We start from the raw sequence: 16,373 nt of genomic DNA, 5'->3' as shown, positions 1-16,373 counted from the left end.
TATTTTTTTTGTTTGGATTGAATAGCAAATCCCCATTATTAAAAAAAAATAGTGTTTGACCATGTTATACCTGCCAACCCAATGCGTTTAACTAAAAATATACATAGCGGGATGTTAAACAGCATTGCCAATATGCCGAGGTATAGCTGCAGCCTTACTTTACCCGTTGCATTTATCAGTTGTACATGAATGGCCTGCCAAATAAAAGCCATACAATACATACACATAGCAATTGAAAGGCTTACAGGTACAATAATCGATTTGCCTACCCACGCATTGTACAACCAGGGTGAAACAAGTAGCAGGAATACTGAACAGATGCTTAATACAAACCACATTTTATTCGCGTTTGCTAATGCATTTTTAATCCATTCAAAATCATTTTTTGTGTAAGCTTCGGTAAATGCACTCCAAAAAGGTGTTATTACGATCACAAAAAACATTAAAATGATCGAAAATAATTTATAGGCAATATTGAACGTAGTAACCTCTTTTGGACCCAATATGTTGGTGATAACAATATTATCACTCTCATACATTACCAACGCCGCAATTTGGATGATAAAGAAAGTACTCCCTGTAGCTAAAAGTTTTTTTGCATTGCTAACTTCCACCAGGTTAAAAGTTGGTGATACTGACTTATAATTATGGGTATAAAGCCAAATACTGCCAATTAATAAGATCACCAGCGGGATCCCTGCAAATGCCCACACCAATATTGTTAATGAGCCAATCGTATACCTGGCCAGTATTAAAATAGCAATGAATGTAAGAAGCTGGGCTACAAAATTTATAATACCTGTTTTAGCCGGCTCCTGGTTAGCGGCAAGCACTGTATTAATTAGTTGCAATACAAACTGTATGCAAAAGAAACCGAATATTAGTAACACTAAATTGTTAAGGTTGTTATCGTTTGCAGTGCCGGTATTTAAAATATTGTTCCAGTTTAAATACCTGTTTACTAAACCAAAGGAGATAAACAAGAATAAAGAGATTACCGATAATATGGCATACGCCGAACTTAAATAGCTGCGTGCCCCGGGAATATTACCTGTTGCAATAAATTCGGTTAGTTTATTTTTTAACCCGTTGCCTAAACCCAGATCAAACAAAGTGGCCCAGGTTATGATTGAACTGAGCGTTAACCATATACCATATTGCACAGGATTTACATACTTAATTGTAAGCGGTATAAGCAGTAGCGATATAATTACACTGCCGCACTTAATTAACAAAGATATGGCAATATTACGCTTTGCTTTAAGTGAGCGCTCATGCCCTTTGTTAAAGAACTTAAAAATATATAGTTGTAAACTTTGAAGCATAATTCGCGATTATCTTATAACTGGTCTTAATCTTTTCAGCAATGAGTTAAACCCGGATGGTTCTTCTTCTTTCATGGCATAGCCGTATCCTCTGTAGCCGTTGCCATAACCGGTAAGCGCATTTTTTTCAAGTTTAATATCGTTTACAACCAGATAAAGCTGTTTTACTTTTTTTGTACGGTATAAATCGTTCACTATACCTAGTTGTGATTTATAAGTATAGTTTTGCCTCAGTACAAAACAGGTAATATCGGCATACTCCTCAATGATCAACGCATCTGAAACCAGCCCGATTGGCGCGGTGTCAATAATTACGTAATCAAATTTCACCCGTAACTCCTCAATAAGTATTCTTAACCTGTCATCCATAAGCAATTCGGCCGGGTTTGGCGGTATAGGGCCTGATGATACCAGGTAAAAATTCTCATTTACAGTAGACTGTTTGACAAGCAGATCGGTATCCATTTTCTCGGTAGATATCATATAATTGGTAAACCCGAAATCACTATCCATACCAATACTTTTAAGTAAGCGCGGTTTTCTAAGATCAAGCTCAAGCAACACTACCTTTTTACCTGACAATGCGATTGAACTGGCAAGATTAAGTGAAATGAATGATTTACCTTCGCCGCTCATGCTCGAAGTAAATAATATCACATTCGATTTCCCTTTATCGGTAACATATTTTAAATTGGTACGAATCGCCCTGATTTGTTCTGATACGATAGACATAGGATCATAATAGGTAAGTAAAGTTTGCTGATTTAAACTACGGCTTATTTCGCCCAATAAAGGCACACTGGTATGCTTGTCAATATCGCCTTTGTTCTGTATTTTAATATTAAGCATCTCTTTCACGCTTAAACCAGTAATGGGCAACCCTAAGCCAATAAATGCCGCAATCAGGCATATGATTGATTTTTTAGGTTCAAAAGGCCGCTCATCACTTTCAGCATCATCTAATATTCTGCAGCTTGATATTGTTGCTGTTTGCGAAATAGCTGTTTCTTCTCTTTTTTGTAACAGGTATAGGTAAAGATCCTGTTTTAACGTTTGCTGTCTTGAGTAATCAAGGTAAGCGCGTTCCTTTACAGGAGCCTCGGCAATTTTATCTGATATTACATTGTTCTGCTTTTTTAATTGTCCCTGGGCAATCTGTAAGCTGTTTCGGTAGTTAAGCAGGCTATTCTTGAGCGCATCTCGTGCAACTTGTATTTGCTGATCAAGATTTGATATCACCGGGCTTGTTTCCACAAATGAGGCCTTTAGCTGTTCTCTTCGCTGTAACATTTCATTGTAAGTGTTTATAGCTGTGCCAAAGGCTACGTCCTTGGTGATTAATGAGCTTGGTATTTGCTGGGGCTTATCATTAGTACTAACATATTTGTACATGCTATTTACCACCGCCAACTGAACAGCATTATCATTCAGCTTATTTTGGTATTGATCCTCACCTTCCACAAGCTCTTTTCCCTGGGCAGTAATGTCTGCTATCTGGTTATTTACTTTGTATTGTTCCAGATCCTTTTCAACATCACTTAACTGCGATCCAACAAGCAATAATCGCCTGTCGATAAATTTCATTGTGCTGTCTGCCAGCCTTACTTTGTTAGCAAGGTTATTTTGAAGGTATATTTGCATTAAAGTTTGCAGGATATGCTCGCCGCGCTGCGGGTTACGGTAATTTAGCTGCAGGTCAATAACGGTTGCCTGCTTATCATCAAGCGAAGCAAAAAAGCTTCCGGCAAGCTCTTTTTCCTCATTCTTTATAGAATTTATGGTAACCTCATAATTTCCGGTAGCCGCGAAATATTTAGTTTTATTTAGGGTAATGCTATCATCATTAAGAAACACATTGTTTCCGAACACGCCAGTTGCATGGATGCCTTCTTTTGGGTCAACGATGTTATAATGATTATTATCCAGCACTTCTACGTTGTATGCTGCGGCTTTCTCGTCGTTATTTTGATTATTGATAGTTACTAAAAAAGGCTGATCGTTAAAAATTTCTTTTTTGGTGAATCTGTCTTTTTTAAAAATGCGGGTGTTAAGGTTTAGGGCAGTTATTACGCTTTTTAGCAAACTACGTGATTTTAATATCTTAACCTCATTATCGGCATTACTTTTAACTTCAAAAAGCGATGCAAGATCGGCATTAACACCATTTGTTAATGATTTTTGAGGGCTATCTTTATTATCTTCAACGATAATTTTACTATTTACAGCCCACTCATTCGGTAAATATTGAATGTAAATTAACGATGCACCAAGGCAAATGATAACACTTATCAGAAAAATATACCAGTAATTAACAAATTTTGCCAGCTGGCTACGTAGTTCCCCCAGGCTTTCTTCCTTCTTGTAGGTTAAGTCTAATTTATCCGCAAAAATATCCCTGTTGTCCATATAGTTCAATTACTAATGGAAAGTTAACAGTAAGATTCACTTTTAATTCATAACCAAACAACAATGAACAGTTTGAATATCAGACTAACAATGAACAAAATAAACAAATAAATAAGCTGCATCTACAATCGCTTTTCTCAACGCATAGATATATTTTCAGTTGCTTTTTTTAATGGCATTGATTGTTTATTTTTGCATTTCAATCATCTGCTATGGTTAAATTGTTTATTAGCGGTTTTCCGCTAAGTAGTACCGAATTGGAAATTGTTCAATTGGTTGGCCCTTACGCCACTGTTAGTACTATTAAAATTGTTAGGGATAAGGTTACCAAAAAATGTAAAGGTTATGCTTTTTTAGAAATAACAGAGCAAAGTGATGCAGAAGCTGCTATTGATGCCCTTAGTGGTACAGCTATGGGCGATCGTGAACTTACCTTAAATATTGTTGAAGAAAAACCCGTTGCTGCCAAGCCCCAATATAAAAAATCATTCAGTCCAAAGCCGTCCTACAACGGCGCCGAACAAAAAAAGAAACGCCCGAGAAGGACTATTTAAGTCAAACAGTTTATTTATCAAAATAATTTGGCGGATAAAGTTGCTGACCGTATTTTTCAGCTATTTGCTGTAATTTTTTAGCATCGTCCTCAGTTAAATCTGGCTGTGTTTCAAATTTTCCGAATTCTATCGGTTTGCCTATCTCTTCAAAAAAAGCCTCTAACCCTGCCGGAACGACAACACACCATAAATGGGCGATATTTTCAGTTTTATTTTTAAAACAGTGTACTATTCCGCCTGAAGGAATATTTACAAAGTCGCCTTTGCCGGCTAAATAAGTTCCATTTTCTGTTTTTAACTCTATTTCGCCATCCAATATGTGAAATGTTTCCTGGAAAGCGGCGTGCGCATGAGGCCCCGGTCCGCCATTGGGTGAAACCAGCATATCAATCACAGCATAGGCGCCGTTAGTTTCTTTTCCTGAGATTACAATCCGGTAAGAATCACCAACAACTGATAGTCCTTTACCTTCATCTGCTTTAACAATTTGGGCAGGCTTTTTACTATTGTCCATAAACGCCTAATTAATATACAGCTGGATTGCTCATATAACAATCCCTTTTTTAATGATTTGTTTTGCGCATTTTCGATGTTTAATTAAAAAAAACGTTAGTAACAATTTCTTGCACAATTGGTCAAAAGGCTATGAATTATACAAAACATTCTCGACTTAGTTAATTCGCGGTAATATGAAAATCCGTTGACACAAATGCAAATTACAAAAGCATATCTTTGATTGACAAAAACGTCAAACAATTTTGTAAGACAATGGCGACAAGAGATACCGGCACTGAACAACTGATAAAAGATACTGCTAAGCAAATATTTTTTGCAGAAGGCAGGTTTAATGCTACAACACAAGACATTGCCGATGCTGCAGGCGTTGCCAGAACAGTAATCAATTATTATTTCCGGTCAAAGGATATTCTTTTTCAACAAGTATTTAAGGAAGCCATGGCTGATACCGCTGCCAAGATGGACGAAGTACTTTTTTCGATTCTTCCTTTTAAAAAAAAAGTGATAGCCTTTATTGACATGTTTACTTCTGAATTGACAAAGTATCCTTACAGAGAGTCGTTTTTGATCAGTGAAATAAATGCTCATGGTTTCAGCTTGGCTACAAAACACTCATCGCAGGGCGTGCAGCAATTTTTAAAGGAAGTAAAACAGGCAGCCGATAACGGCGAGATCAAGAAAGTACTGCCCATCAATTTCATGATCAATATGCTTTCACTGGTTGCTTATCCCCTATTAACCCGCAGGTTATTTGAACAGATGCTTGAACTTGACAATATTAATTTTGAAAAGCTGATGCAGGATAGAAAGAAAATGATTGTTGAAATTTTATTTAACTGATTTTACGTAATATCAAACAAATAGCTCATAAAACTCACAACTACTAATGAATATGAATATTATGCCTAATAAAACAAGAAAAAAAAGTTTCGGCCTGGCCATATTTAGCTCAGCAATAATTGTATTGAGTTCTTGTGGCAATGGCGCAAATAAAAATGCCGGAGCGCAACCGCCTGCAAATTACCAGGTGTTTACAGTTACGCCACAAGCCGCAACGTTGCACACCAGTTACCCTGCAGTTATGCAAGGTGAGCAAACTATTGATATTCGGCCTAAGGTTGATGGCTATATTGAGAAAATTTACATTGATGAAGGTTCGGTTGTAAAAAAAGGCCAACTATTGTTTAAGCTAAGTGCCCCGGAATATGAGCAAACTGTTATCAATTCCATAGCAGCAATAAATAGTGCCAAAGCTGATATCAATTCGGCAGAAATAGCAGTAAATAAAACCAAACCTTTAGTTGATAAAGGCATAATTTCCGAATACGAATTACAAACAGATCAAAATACGCTCAATACAAAAAAAGCAGCTTTAGCACAGGCGCAAACCACATTAGCTACTGCCAAAGTAAATTTGGGTTATACTTATGTCACCAGCCCTGTGGACGGCGTTGTGGGCTCTATCCCCTATCGTTTGGGAAGCCTGATCACTGCTACCACTGCTAACCCTTTAACAACTGTAGCAAACATTGGAAAAGTATATGCTTATTTTTCGTTGAATGAAAAACAATTATTGGATTTCTCCCGCTCGGTAAAAGGCAGCACGCTTGATGAAAAGCTAAAAAATACACCTCCGGTTAATTTAACTTTAGCAGATGGTTCAGCTTATCCCGAAAAAGGGCATTTAGAAACCATTAGCGGTGTTTTAAATACCACGACAGGGTCTGCAAGTTTTAGGGCCGCGTTCCCTAACCCTGTACATCTGTTAAGAAGCGGTAGCTCAGGCAATGTAGATATCCCGCAGGCATTAACCAATGCCATATTAATTCCGCAAAGATCAGCCTATGAATTGCAGGGCAAGTATTTTGTTTATGTTCTGGATGCTAATAACCTGGTAAAAAACCAGGAAATACAAGTAATGGAGCTTACAGCAGGCCAATATTATGTTGTTACCAGTGGTTTAAAAGATGGCGATAAGATTGTTTATGACGGAACTATATCGCTTAAAGACTCTACCAAAATTACCCCGCAGCCAATGAGTTCTGATAAAGTTTACCAGGATCTAAAAAACTAAAAGAGATGATAAAGACATTCATTGAAAGGCCGGTATTATCTACCGTTATATCTGTCATATTAGTTATTTTGGGTTTGATCGGGCTTATTGAGTTGCCGATAACCCAATATCCGGATATTGCCCCGCCTACTGTAGTAGTATCAGCAGCTTATTCCGGTGCGAACGCCGATGTTGTATTAACCAGCGTTATTGTTCCCTTAGAGGAACAGATAAATGGTGTTGAAGGCATGACCTATATGACTTCGACTGCTGCTGATGATGGTACTGCAACCATCACTATTTTCTTTGCTTTAGGTACCAACCCGGATATAGCTGCGGTGAACGTGCAAAACCGGGTTTCAAAAGCATCAAGCTTATTGCCGGCCGAAGTTGTTGAGGCCGGGGTAACCACGCAAAAACAGCAAAGTAGCGATATCATGATTTTCTCACTGTCGAGCACTAATAAATCATATGACCAAACATTTCTTCAAAACTATGCAAATATCAACTTATTACCGCAGATCAAACGTATCAGCGGTGTAGGTGATGCCACCGCTTTTGGTACAAAAGATTACTCCATGCGAATTTGGTTGAAACCAAGCGTTATGGCAGCCTATCATTTGATACCTGATGACATAAATACCGCGCTTGCAGAACAAAACGTTGATGCGGCGCCGGGTAAGGTTGGTGAAAACAGTAATCAATCCTTTCAATACACACTTAAATACAAAGGGCGTTTAAAATCTGTTGCCGACTTTGAGAATATTGTGGTAAAATCAACCAGCAGCGGCCAAACTTTGCTGCTGAAGGATGTGGCACGAGTAGAATTAGGTTCGCTGGATTATTCAGGCTTCACCACAACCGATGGTTATCCATCAATTGGTATAGCTATATCACAGGTTGCCGGCTCAAATGCACACTCATTGATCCAGCAATGCGAGGCTACTATAGCACAGGCATCCAAATCTTTCCCGCCGGGGGGTAAAATACACATCGTTATTAAATGCGAACGATTTTTTGGATGAATCCATTGCCAAAGTTATCCATACGCTGGTAGAAGCATTTATACTGGTATTTATCGTGGTATTCGTGTTCCTGCAGGATTTCCGTTCAACCTTAATCCCGGCTATTGCTGTACCGGTAGCTATTATAGGAACATTCTTTTTCCTCAATTTATTTGGCTTTACCATAAACTTGTTAACCCTGTTTGCAATGGTACTGGCTATCGGAATTGTGGTGGATGATGCTATCGTCGTCGTCGAGGCGGTACATGCCAAACTCGATCAGGGTGCAAAATCTGCAAAAGAAGCAACAGTAAGCGCTATGCAGGGAATCAGCGGAGCCATTGTTTCAATCACACTGGTAATGGCTGCCGTATTTATCCCGGTGTCATTCATTTCCGGTTCATCGGGTGTGTTTTATAAACAGTTCGGTTTAACGCTTGCAATTGCCATCATTATTTCGGCAGTTAACGCATTAACGTTGAGTCCGGCACTTTGCGCGTTATTTTTAAAGCCACATCCTGAAGGTGAGCATAAAGATTCCGGCCTGATTCAACGGTTTTATACCGCATTCAACACTGGATTTGAATCCGTAACCGGCAAATACAAACGTTCGGTCCACTTTCTCACCGGGAAGAAATGGATCGCTGGGCTTATCATTTTAATCTTTGCCGGGATTTTCTATTTCCTTATAAAAACTACCGCTACAAGCTTTGTACCTAACGAAGATCAGGGCGTTCTGTTTGCTAATATCAGTTTACCTGTGGGCTCATCATTAGAACGAAGTACCGTTGTTGCTAAACAGGTTGAAAATATCATTAAATCAATACCTGCGGTAGAATCGACTTTGACTATTACGGGGCAAAGCTTTATTGCAGGTGCAGGCGGTTCTTACGCCATGGTGGTAATCAAACTAAAACCCTGGGATAAGCGCACCGGTAAAGGTGAAGACATCAATAGCATTACCGGCCAGCTTTTCGGCATGACGTCGGGCATTAAAAACGCCCAGGTTATATTCTTTGCCCCACCAACTTTACAAGGTTTTGGTATTAACAGCGGTTTTGAGTTTCAGTTACAGGATAAAACCGGCGGAGACATCAATAAATTTAATGATATCAGCAACAAATTCCTGGCTGCGCTTGGTAAACGAAAAGAGGTTCAATACGCAACAACTTCTTTCAACACCAACTTCCCGCAATACATGATCAATGTAAATGTGGCTAAATGCCACCAGGCAGGGGTAACAGTAAACTCAGTGTTAAGTACCCTCCAGGGTTACTACGGTGGTGTATACGCGTCAAATTTCAATGAATTTGGAAAACAATATCGTGTAATGATCCAGGCCGATGCTATTTATCGCACTAATGCAGCGAGCTTAAATGATATTTATGTACGCAGCGACAGTACCAGTGCTATGGCTCCTATCTCGGAATTTGTAACACTTACCAAAGTATACGGGCCGCAATCCATCAACAGGTTTAACCTTTATACTTCAATTGATATACAAGGAGCACCAAACGCCGGTTATAGCTCGGGTGACGCTATTAAAGCGATCGATGAAGTAGCAGCGCAAACACTTCCTGTAGGTTACGGATTTGAATATGCGGGTATTACCAGGGAAGAAATAGCCGGTGGCAGCCAAAGCGTTTATATATTTATATTGTGTTTAATTTTTGTTTACTTCCTGCTTAGCGCACAATATGAAAGCTATATATTGCCATTTGCAGTGCTGTTTTCATTGCCTGTTGGTTTGGCGGGGGCATTCATTTTTGCTAAAATATTTAACGTTCAAAATAATATCTACCTGCAAATAACACTGATCATGCTAATTGGGTTGTTGGCTAAAAATGCCATTTTGATTGTTGAATTTGCCGTGACCCGCAGGCGTCATGGGTTATCGTTAATAGATGCTGCTATTGAAGGCGCAACTGCAAGGCTACGCCCAATCCTGATGACTTCATTTGCATTTATTCTGGGCTTGCTTCCGCTAATGTTGTCAACAGGTGCCGGTGCAGTTGGCAACAAGTCAATAGGAACAGCTGCCGTGGGCGGTATGCTTATCGGCACGCTATTCGGTGTATTTGTGATACCTATTTTATTTATCATTTTTCAGGGTTTGCAGGAAAGGATCAGCGGCAAGCCGGATGTTCAACCTGAGGAGCAGGTAATCAGTTAATTTTTCAGCTTAAGTTTAAATACCAATGAAAACAAAATATTTTTTATCAGCCGCAGCCGGATTGTTGATCATAGCATCATGTAATGTGTCGCAAAAATATAAAAGACCAAATGTTAATACGGCTAATTTATACCGTGATAGCTCGGCAACAGATTCCAGCTCAATGGCTGCTTTGCCTTGGCGATCATTATTTTCGGATACCGTGTTGCAAAACCTTATACAGGAAGGCATCAACAACAACCTGAATTTAAAAAACGCCATATTAAAAATAGCGGAGGCTAATGCCACATTAAAAGAAGCCAAAGCCGCATATTTCCCAACATTAAGCGCAGGCGTTTCGGTTACAGGAGAAAAGCTGTCGCAAGCGGCACAAACATTCCCCGCTGGTTTAGGTATCGATTTAAACAGCACAACTTACCAGGCAGATTTAAGCGCAAGCTGGACGGTTAACGTTTGGGGACAGTTGAGCAGTTTAAAACGCCAGGCAATAGCTGAATTTTTAGAAAGCGATGCCTCTAAACGGGCTGTACAAACAGCATTGGTCGCCAATATTGCAAACGACTATTACACACTATTGTCATATGACCAGCAACTGGCTATAACAAAGCAAACAGTACGAAATGATATTCAGGATATAGAAACCAATAAATCCTTGTTAAAAGCAGATGTTGTCACAGGCGCCGCTGTGGTGCAAAGCGAGGCTAACAGGTACGCTGCAGAGATTACGATACCTGATCTGGAAAATGAAATAAGAGTAACTGAAAATGCATTAAGTATTCTTTTAGGCAGAGGGCCGGGGCCTATAAAACGCCTGACATTGGCTGAACAAGTACCTATTGAGACGCTAAATGCCGGCCTGTCGACCCAATTACTAAAAAACAGGCCGGATATACAGGAATCGGAATTCGCGTTCATGACAGCCTTTGAAAACACCAATGTAGCCCACTCCTATTTTTACCCAACCCTAACCATAACAGCAGAAGGCGGATTGTCGACCCTGCAATTAAGGGATCTGTTTAACAATTCTATATTCTATAACCTGGTAGGCGGATTAACCCAACCAATTTTTAACCAGGGACAAAACAAAGCCCGTTACCGTATTGCTAGAGCGCAGCAATTGGAGGCATTTAACACCTACCAGCAAACCATTTTAACTGCCGGGAAGGAAGTGGCTAACGACCTATTTTCTTATAAACAAGCACTAAGAAAAGCAGAGCTTAGAAAGAAAGAATTGGATGCATTAAACAAATCTGTTGATTATACGAAGGAGTTGTTAACCTACAGCTCGGCAACAAATTATACCGATGTATTAACATCTGAGCAAAACTTACTGGCAGCGCAACTTGCAGGTGTAAGCGATAGGTTACAACAACTACAAGCTATTGTTAATTTATATACTGACCTGGGCGGAGGCTGGCAATAAACAAACGCATTATAATAAGAAAGCCCATTAGTATTTTACTAAAGGGCTTTTTTCTTGTGCGCCCACCTGGGCTCGAACCTATTTCCTTAAATCATTGATTTACAATGATTTGCTTTAGTTGTCGTTGTTTAAGGTAGTTACATAGGTAACACGCCCTATTGACTAAACAAATATACAATTTTGCTCACTTTATCGAGAAAATTGATGGTAATATCGAAAATAAAAAAATCAACATATCATAAGCCAAACTTGATTTCCGACGAAGGCGCTTTGGTATAGCTTTTAAAGAAACGATCCCAAAAAGGAAAAATCGAACCATAATTAGAATTGGTTTCGGACATTATTTTAGAATGATGTATCCGGTGCATTAAAGGGCTTATGATCAATTTTCTTAGCTTATAGTCTAACTTAGTGTTGATACAGATATTCGAATGAACGAGCAAAACAACCGGGAAAAACAAAATGCCATAAGCTACCAATCCTGTAACTGAAATGCCCATCAGCACCAGAAAGACCGCCTTTGCTAATACGGAAAAGAATAATTCTACCGTATGGAATCGGACTGCGGTTGTTGAATTCATACTTTCATCCTGATGATGAAACTTGTGGAATTTCCAGAGCATTGGTATTTTATGGTTGATCCGATGCCACCAATAGACGAAAAAATCAATTAAGAGAATTTGAATAAGCACTGATAGGAATGCAGGTATTTTTGAAAAAGGAACCAGGCCTAAATGGTGTATGGCAGCGTAATTCATAAGTTTTTGCAAACCATAGCCAGTAATGAAAGAAAATATCAGATTGACGATACCAACGGCGATATTCATCAGATCATGCCTCTTTTTTAAAATTCCTTTTTGTTCCGGAAAAATATGCTCCGCAATGTAAGTTAATACAAAGAGCAGACCTATTGCTAATGGCTGTAATACATTATTCATAGCTTGGAACTTACCGTTAAGTCGATAGAAGTCTGTTTCAAGAATTCCTTTTCCTATTAAATTACGACGAAATTCTGATATTAGGTTTTAATAAGCAAAAAACGTTTTTATTTGATAAGCTCAAAAGCTATCGGCCGTCGAATAACGTATATTTTCTGTAACCAAAGAACTATGGACAACTATCTTGAAGAAACTGTAAATGTATATCGCGATGCGGCGTTAAAGCCCGATGTTGGCCTTTGCTGTACGACTACACCCTTAAATGCGTTTCCGGGCTTGAAAATACCCCAGATCATGCAGGAAATGAACTATGGTTGCGGCTCGATTGTGAGCGCCAATGACCTGGCTAACGAACCAAAGATACTGTACGTAGGTGTCGGAGGCGGTATGGAACTGTTGCAGTTTTCTTATTTTAACAGAAACGCGCAAGGTGTGATCGGGGTGGATATTGTGGACGAAATGCTGCAAAGCTGCGCTGCCAACCTGATTGAAGCTGAGCATTTAAACCCGTGGTTTAAAAAGGAATTTATTGATCTGCGCAAAGGTTCTGCCCTTTCGTTGCCCGTCGAAGACAATTCGATAGACGTAGCAGGGCAAAATTGCCTGTTCAATATATTTAAGGAAAACGATTTGAAACAAGCCTTAACCGAAATATACCGCGTGTTAAAGCCCGGCGGGCGTTTGGTGATGTCTGATCCGGTTTGCGACCAGCCGATGAACGAGGCGTTACGCAGCGATGACAGGTTAAGGGCCTTATGCCTGACCGGCTCCCTATCATTAAGTGATTATATTAAAAGTATCACCGATATTGGCTTTGGTACGATTGAGATACGGGCTAAAAGGCCGTATCGTATTTTAGCCCCCGGACAATATCCTACGGACGAGTTACTTTACATTGAGAGCGTAGAGGTTTGCGCTATTAAAGACCCTATGCCTGCCGATGGCCCATGTGTGTTCGCGGGTAAAGCCGCTATCTATTATGGCGAAAAAGAATATTTCGATGATGAAAAAGGACATATTCTAATGCCTAATCAACCTTTGGCGGTGTGCGACAAAACAGCGGGAAACCTGGCAGCGTTGAATCGTGACGACATTTTTATCTCAAACTCCACCTGGTTTTATGACGGCGGTGGTTGTTGCTAATTTAAACTGCTAATGAAGATATTTATCACAGGTGTTACCGGTTATATAGGGCAGAAACTGGCTTTACGACTGGCTGCCGACGGGCACACGATACATGCCCTGGTACGTGATGTGGAGAAAGGCAGGTTGTTGTTGAAGCACCCTAATATCACGCTATTTGAGGGTGACATTTTAAATCCGCCATCTCTGTTAACTGCTATGAAGAGTTGCCATCAGGTTTACCATCTCGCTGCGTTGGCATCCGTATGGCATAAAGACCCGCAAAGCTTCCACATGATCAATGTGAGCGGGCTGCGAAACGTTTTGGACGCTTGCCTGGCATCGGGCATTAAAGACGTTTTATTCACCTCAACTGCCGGGGTTGTAGGAGATTCTGTAGATGGCAATCCAGTATGTGAAGGCACGAACGCCAACCCAAAACTTGAAACCTTGTATGAGAAAAGCAAGGTGGAAGCCGAAAAGCTTCTGAAAAGCTATATTCCTAAAGGTATCCGTGGTGTGATTGTTAACCCCAGCAGAGTTTATGGCCCAGGCATATTAACTGAGAGTAACGGCTTTACCCGTTTGATGAAAATGTATATTAACGGACAATGGAAGATCAAACCCTGCAACGGCAAAAGCATTGGCAATTACGTTTACATAGATGATACGATAAACGGGCTGATAGCCGCGATGGAAAAAGCAAAGCCCGGCGAACGCTATTTATTGGGTGGCGTTAATGCTACCTACAATGACTTTTTCAGCTTGGTAGATGAGTTAACCGGGGTAAAAAGAAAAATGTACAATGTTCCCTTGCCGGTGATGCTGTTCCTGTCTCGTGTACAGGTGATGATGGCTCAATTGTTTGGAAAACAACCTATGATTACTCCCCCGTTTGTACGCAAATACAACAAACACTGGATTGTCAGCTCTCAAAAAGCAGAACAGGAAATAGGCTATACGATAATGCCTTTACGCGATGGTGTAAGGAAAACGCTCGACTGGCTTAATCAACCAGTTTAACAGCCGCCACTAACTCATCGTAAGAATAAGCCGCTTCGTGAAACTTCTTTTTGCCATTTTTCACGATCAGGGTTGCAGGCAGCGCACCGGACCAATCAGCACTTATTTTTTCGTTGTAGGAATTCGGCGCTTCGTTGAGTAAGTAAACTTCGCCGGTTAACTGGTGGGTTTTTACAAAAGGCTGTACACCGCTTTCCAGTTTGGATTTCAGATCAGCACTAATCAGAATAACTTTAACCGGTTTACCTTTCACAGATAATTTATATTTTTCGAATTCAGGCAGTTCTTTTACGCAAGGCTTACACCAGGTAGCCCAAAAATTGATGACATAAGTCGTATCCTTCCCTTGTTTGATGCGGCTTTCCAGTTGCGAAACAGTAATGAGTTTAACCTGCTGGGCTTGCAAGTTTAATGATAACAACAAGCTAAATGCGATGGTATATATGATTTTATTTGTCATGACTTTTTTTAATTTTATCCGGTACTGATTTATATACGTAGATTTCAAACGAGCAGATGAGAAAAAGCTATCCATGAAAGTAAGCATTATTATTCCTGTTTTTAATGAGGCTGATAATATCAGCGAGCTAATCAGGTACTTGACAGATTTTGGCAGTGATAGTTTAGAAGAGATTATCGTTGTGGATGGCGGAAGTACGGATAACACACTATTAAGTGCCAAAGAAGCCGGTGCCACAGGCGTAATCTCGCCTAAAAAGGGACGGGCAGCACAAATGAACTTTGGCGCATCGCTTGCTAAAGGTGACCTGCTTTATTTTGTCCATGCAGATACTTTACCGCCTCAAACCTATATATGGGATATTTTAGATGCCATAAGATCGGGGTTTGATATGGGCCGTTATCTTTCCACTTACGATAGTAATAGTTGGTTGCTTAAAATGAATGCATTGTTGAGCAGGTTAGATACCTTCGGTGGCATGGGTGGCGACCAAACACTCTTCATTACCAAGAATCTGTTTCAACAAACCGACGGTTTTGATGGGTCAATGAAGATCATGGAAGAGTTTGAGTTTTGTGCCCGCGCCCGTAAGCAGGGCAAATACAAAATTATCAATAAGCCAGTATTGATTTCCGCCCGAAAGTATGATACCAATGGCTGGTTTACGGTTCAAAAAGCTAACTACACTATCGTCAAAATGTATCAGAAAGGAGCAAGCCAGGAAAGCATGGTATCAAAATATAAGGAAATGCTAAACTACCGTTAAAGGCTTATTCCGTTCAATTCCAGATCGGCAGCTTCATCGACATCATACAATTTTTCAAGTAAGCTATGGTTCATTTTCAATTGGCTTATCGTTGAAATCGTCTGGGTAGCGACCTGATCCGTACTCCAGTCCTTTTCCGTAAATAATTCGGGTATATATTGATTGCTTCCTAACAGATAATAGCCGCCATCAAAAGTAGGCCCAATAACTACATCGTTATCATTCAGCGCGTCGATCGCTTGCTCCAATAAGCGTGTCTGTAACTGGTAGCAATCGCTTCCGATGATCATTACCCGTTTAAAACCTTGTTCAAACAATTCTTTAAAAGCATTGGACATCCGTGCGCCAAGTTCCTCACCAATTTGTTGCCGTTTGGTATAGCCGGGGAAAGTCCAGATGTCATGTTCAATCACCTGGTCTGTGTAATAGATAAATTTCCGGCAGTTTAGCGGTATCGAAATCTGCCGGGTATGGCTTAATAATAAATTATATACTGCCAATGCCTTTTCATCGCCGATCACCTTTGCCAAACGCGTTTTAACCTTTCCTAATTCCGGGTGCCGCACAAATATGATGAGTGCTGTATTTAAGGCCGTAATCTCACCCATAA

Annotated in this window: 15 protein-coding genes; 9 read left to right on the top strand and 6 right to left on the bottom strand. The window is 40.0% G+C overall.

Features of this window, described 5'->3' with window-relative positions; genetic code table 11:
• Positions 1-38 precede the first annotated feature (38 nt).
• A complete protein-coding gene (locus ACYZ0U_RS08685) occupies positions 39-1,325 on the bottom strand; it encodes an oligosaccharide flippase family protein (protein WP_461451689.1) in 1,287 nt (428 codons plus the stop codon).
• A 9-nt stretch (positions 1,326-1,334) separates the two neighbouring features.
• Complete coding sequence (locus ACYZ0U_RS08680; RefSeq protein ID WP_461451688.1) at positions 1,335-3,731, bottom strand: GumC family protein; 2,397 nt, start codon at positions 3,729-3,731, stop codon at positions 1,335-1,337.
• A gap of 212 nt (positions 3,732-3,943) precedes the next feature.
• Here ACYZ0U_RS08680 and ACYZ0U_RS08675 point away from each other — a divergent pair, with 212 nt between their 5' ends.
• Entirely contained in the window at positions 3,944-4,285 is a 342-nt protein-coding gene (locus ACYZ0U_RS08675) for an RNA recognition motif domain-containing protein (RefSeq protein ID WP_461451687.1), read from the top strand.
• Between the two features lie 10 nt (positions 4,286-4,295).
• Here ACYZ0U_RS08675 and ACYZ0U_RS08670 read toward each other — a convergent pair whose 3' ends face one another.
• A complete protein-coding gene (locus ACYZ0U_RS08670; RefSeq protein ID WP_461451686.1) occupies positions 4,296-4,799 on the bottom strand; it encodes a cupin domain-containing protein in 504 nt (167 codons plus the stop codon).
• A 254-nt stretch (positions 4,800-5,053) separates the two neighbouring features.
• Between ACYZ0U_RS08670 and ACYZ0U_RS08665 the strand changes: the two genes are divergently transcribed.
• The 5 genes from ACYZ0U_RS08665 (at position 5,054) to ACYZ0U_RS08645 (ending at position 11,454) form a co-directional block, all read left to right on the top strand.
• The gene (locus tag ACYZ0U_RS08665; protein WP_461451685.1) at positions 5,054-5,641 is read left to right on the top strand and encodes a TetR/AcrR family transcriptional regulator; all 588 of its coding nucleotides are present in this window, start codon (positions 5,054-5,056) and stop codon (positions 5,639-5,641) included.
• A 61-nt stretch (positions 5,642-5,702) separates the two neighbouring features.
• On the top strand, positions 5,703-6,875 hold the full coding sequence (locus ACYZ0U_RS08660; RefSeq protein WP_461451684.1) for an efflux RND transporter periplasmic adaptor subunit: 1,173 nt from the start codon (positions 5,703-5,705) through the stop codon (positions 6,873-6,875).
• A gap of 5 nt (positions 6,876-6,880) precedes the next feature.
• Entirely contained in the window at positions 6,881-7,879 is a 999-nt protein-coding gene (locus ACYZ0U_RS08655) for an efflux RND transporter permease subunit (RefSeq protein ID WP_461451683.1), read from the top strand.
• Positions 7,872-10,031: an efflux RND transporter permease subunit gene (locus ACYZ0U_RS08650; RefSeq protein WP_461451682.1), complete on the top strand. Its 2,160-nt coding sequence runs from the start codon at positions 7,872-7,874 to the stop codon at positions 10,029-10,031. Before ACYZ0U_RS08655 ends, ACYZ0U_RS08650 begins: the two co-directional genes overlap by 8 nt.
• 25 nt (positions 10,032-10,056) lie before the next feature.
• Positions 10,057-11,454 carry an efflux transporter outer membrane subunit gene (locus tag ACYZ0U_RS08645; protein ID WP_461451681.1) on the top strand — a complete coding sequence of 466 codons (1,398 nt, stop codon included), beginning with the start codon at positions 10,057-10,059 and terminating at the stop codon, positions 11,452-11,454.
• Positions 11,455-11,690: 236 nt separating this feature from the next.
• On the opposite strand, the gene ACYZ0U_RS08640 is transcribed toward ACYZ0U_RS08645, so the two are convergent.
• Positions 11,691-12,392, bottom strand: coding sequence for a sterol desaturase family protein (locus ACYZ0U_RS08640; RefSeq protein ID WP_461451680.1), 702 nt, complete (start codon positions 12,390-12,392; stop codon positions 11,691-11,693).
• A gap of 171 nt (positions 12,393-12,563) precedes the next feature.
• On the opposite strand from ACYZ0U_RS08640, the gene arsM reads away from it, so the two are divergent.
• Both arsM and ACYZ0U_RS08630 read left to right on the top strand, forming a co-directional pair.
• Positions 12,564-13,535, top strand: coding sequence for an arsenosugar biosynthesis arsenite methyltransferase ArsM (gene arsM, locus ACYZ0U_RS08635; RefSeq protein ID WP_461451679.1), 972 nt, complete (start codon positions 12,564-12,566; stop codon positions 13,533-13,535).
• A 12-nt stretch (positions 13,536-13,547) separates the two neighbouring features.
• On the top strand, positions 13,548-14,537 hold the full coding sequence (locus ACYZ0U_RS08630; protein ID WP_461451678.1) for an NAD-dependent epimerase/dehydratase family protein: 990 nt from the start codon (positions 13,548-13,550) through the stop codon (positions 14,535-14,537).
• On the opposite strand, the gene ACYZ0U_RS08625 is transcribed toward ACYZ0U_RS08630, so the two are convergent.
• Positions 14,521-14,997 (bottom strand): TlpA disulfide reductase family protein, encoded by a 477-nt coding sequence (locus tag ACYZ0U_RS08625; RefSeq protein ID WP_461451677.1) that lies wholly within the window; start codon positions 14,995-14,997, stop codon positions 14,521-14,523. The genes ACYZ0U_RS08630 and ACYZ0U_RS08625 overlap by 17 nt on opposite strands.
• Before the next feature lie 73 nt (positions 14,998-15,070).
• Here ACYZ0U_RS08625 and ACYZ0U_RS08620 point away from each other — a divergent pair, with 73 nt between their 5' ends.
• Positions 15,071-15,763: a TIGR04283 family arsenosugar biosynthesis glycosyltransferase gene (locus ACYZ0U_RS08620; protein ID WP_461451676.1), complete on the top strand. Its 693-nt coding sequence runs from the start codon at positions 15,071-15,073 to the stop codon at positions 15,761-15,763.
• Here the strand turns inward: ACYZ0U_RS08620 and ACYZ0U_RS08615 are convergent.
• Positions 15,760-16,371, bottom strand: a complete 612-nt coding sequence (locus ACYZ0U_RS08615) for a TIGR04282 family arsenosugar biosynthesis glycosyltransferase (protein WP_461451675.1) — start codon at positions 16,369-16,371, stop codon at positions 15,760-15,762. The two genes, ACYZ0U_RS08620 and ACYZ0U_RS08615, sit on opposite strands and share 4 nt — an antisense overlap.
• Positions 16,372-16,373: the final 2 nt, after the last annotated feature.

It is taken from the genome of Mucilaginibacter sp. (assembly GCF_965225845.1).
Taxonomy (GTDB): domain Bacteria; phylum Bacteroidota; class Bacteroidia; order Sphingobacteriales; family Sphingobacteriaceae; genus Mucilaginibacter.
Note: the sequence above shows the minus strand (reverse complement) of the source record. Positions and strands in the feature narration are given on the sequence as shown.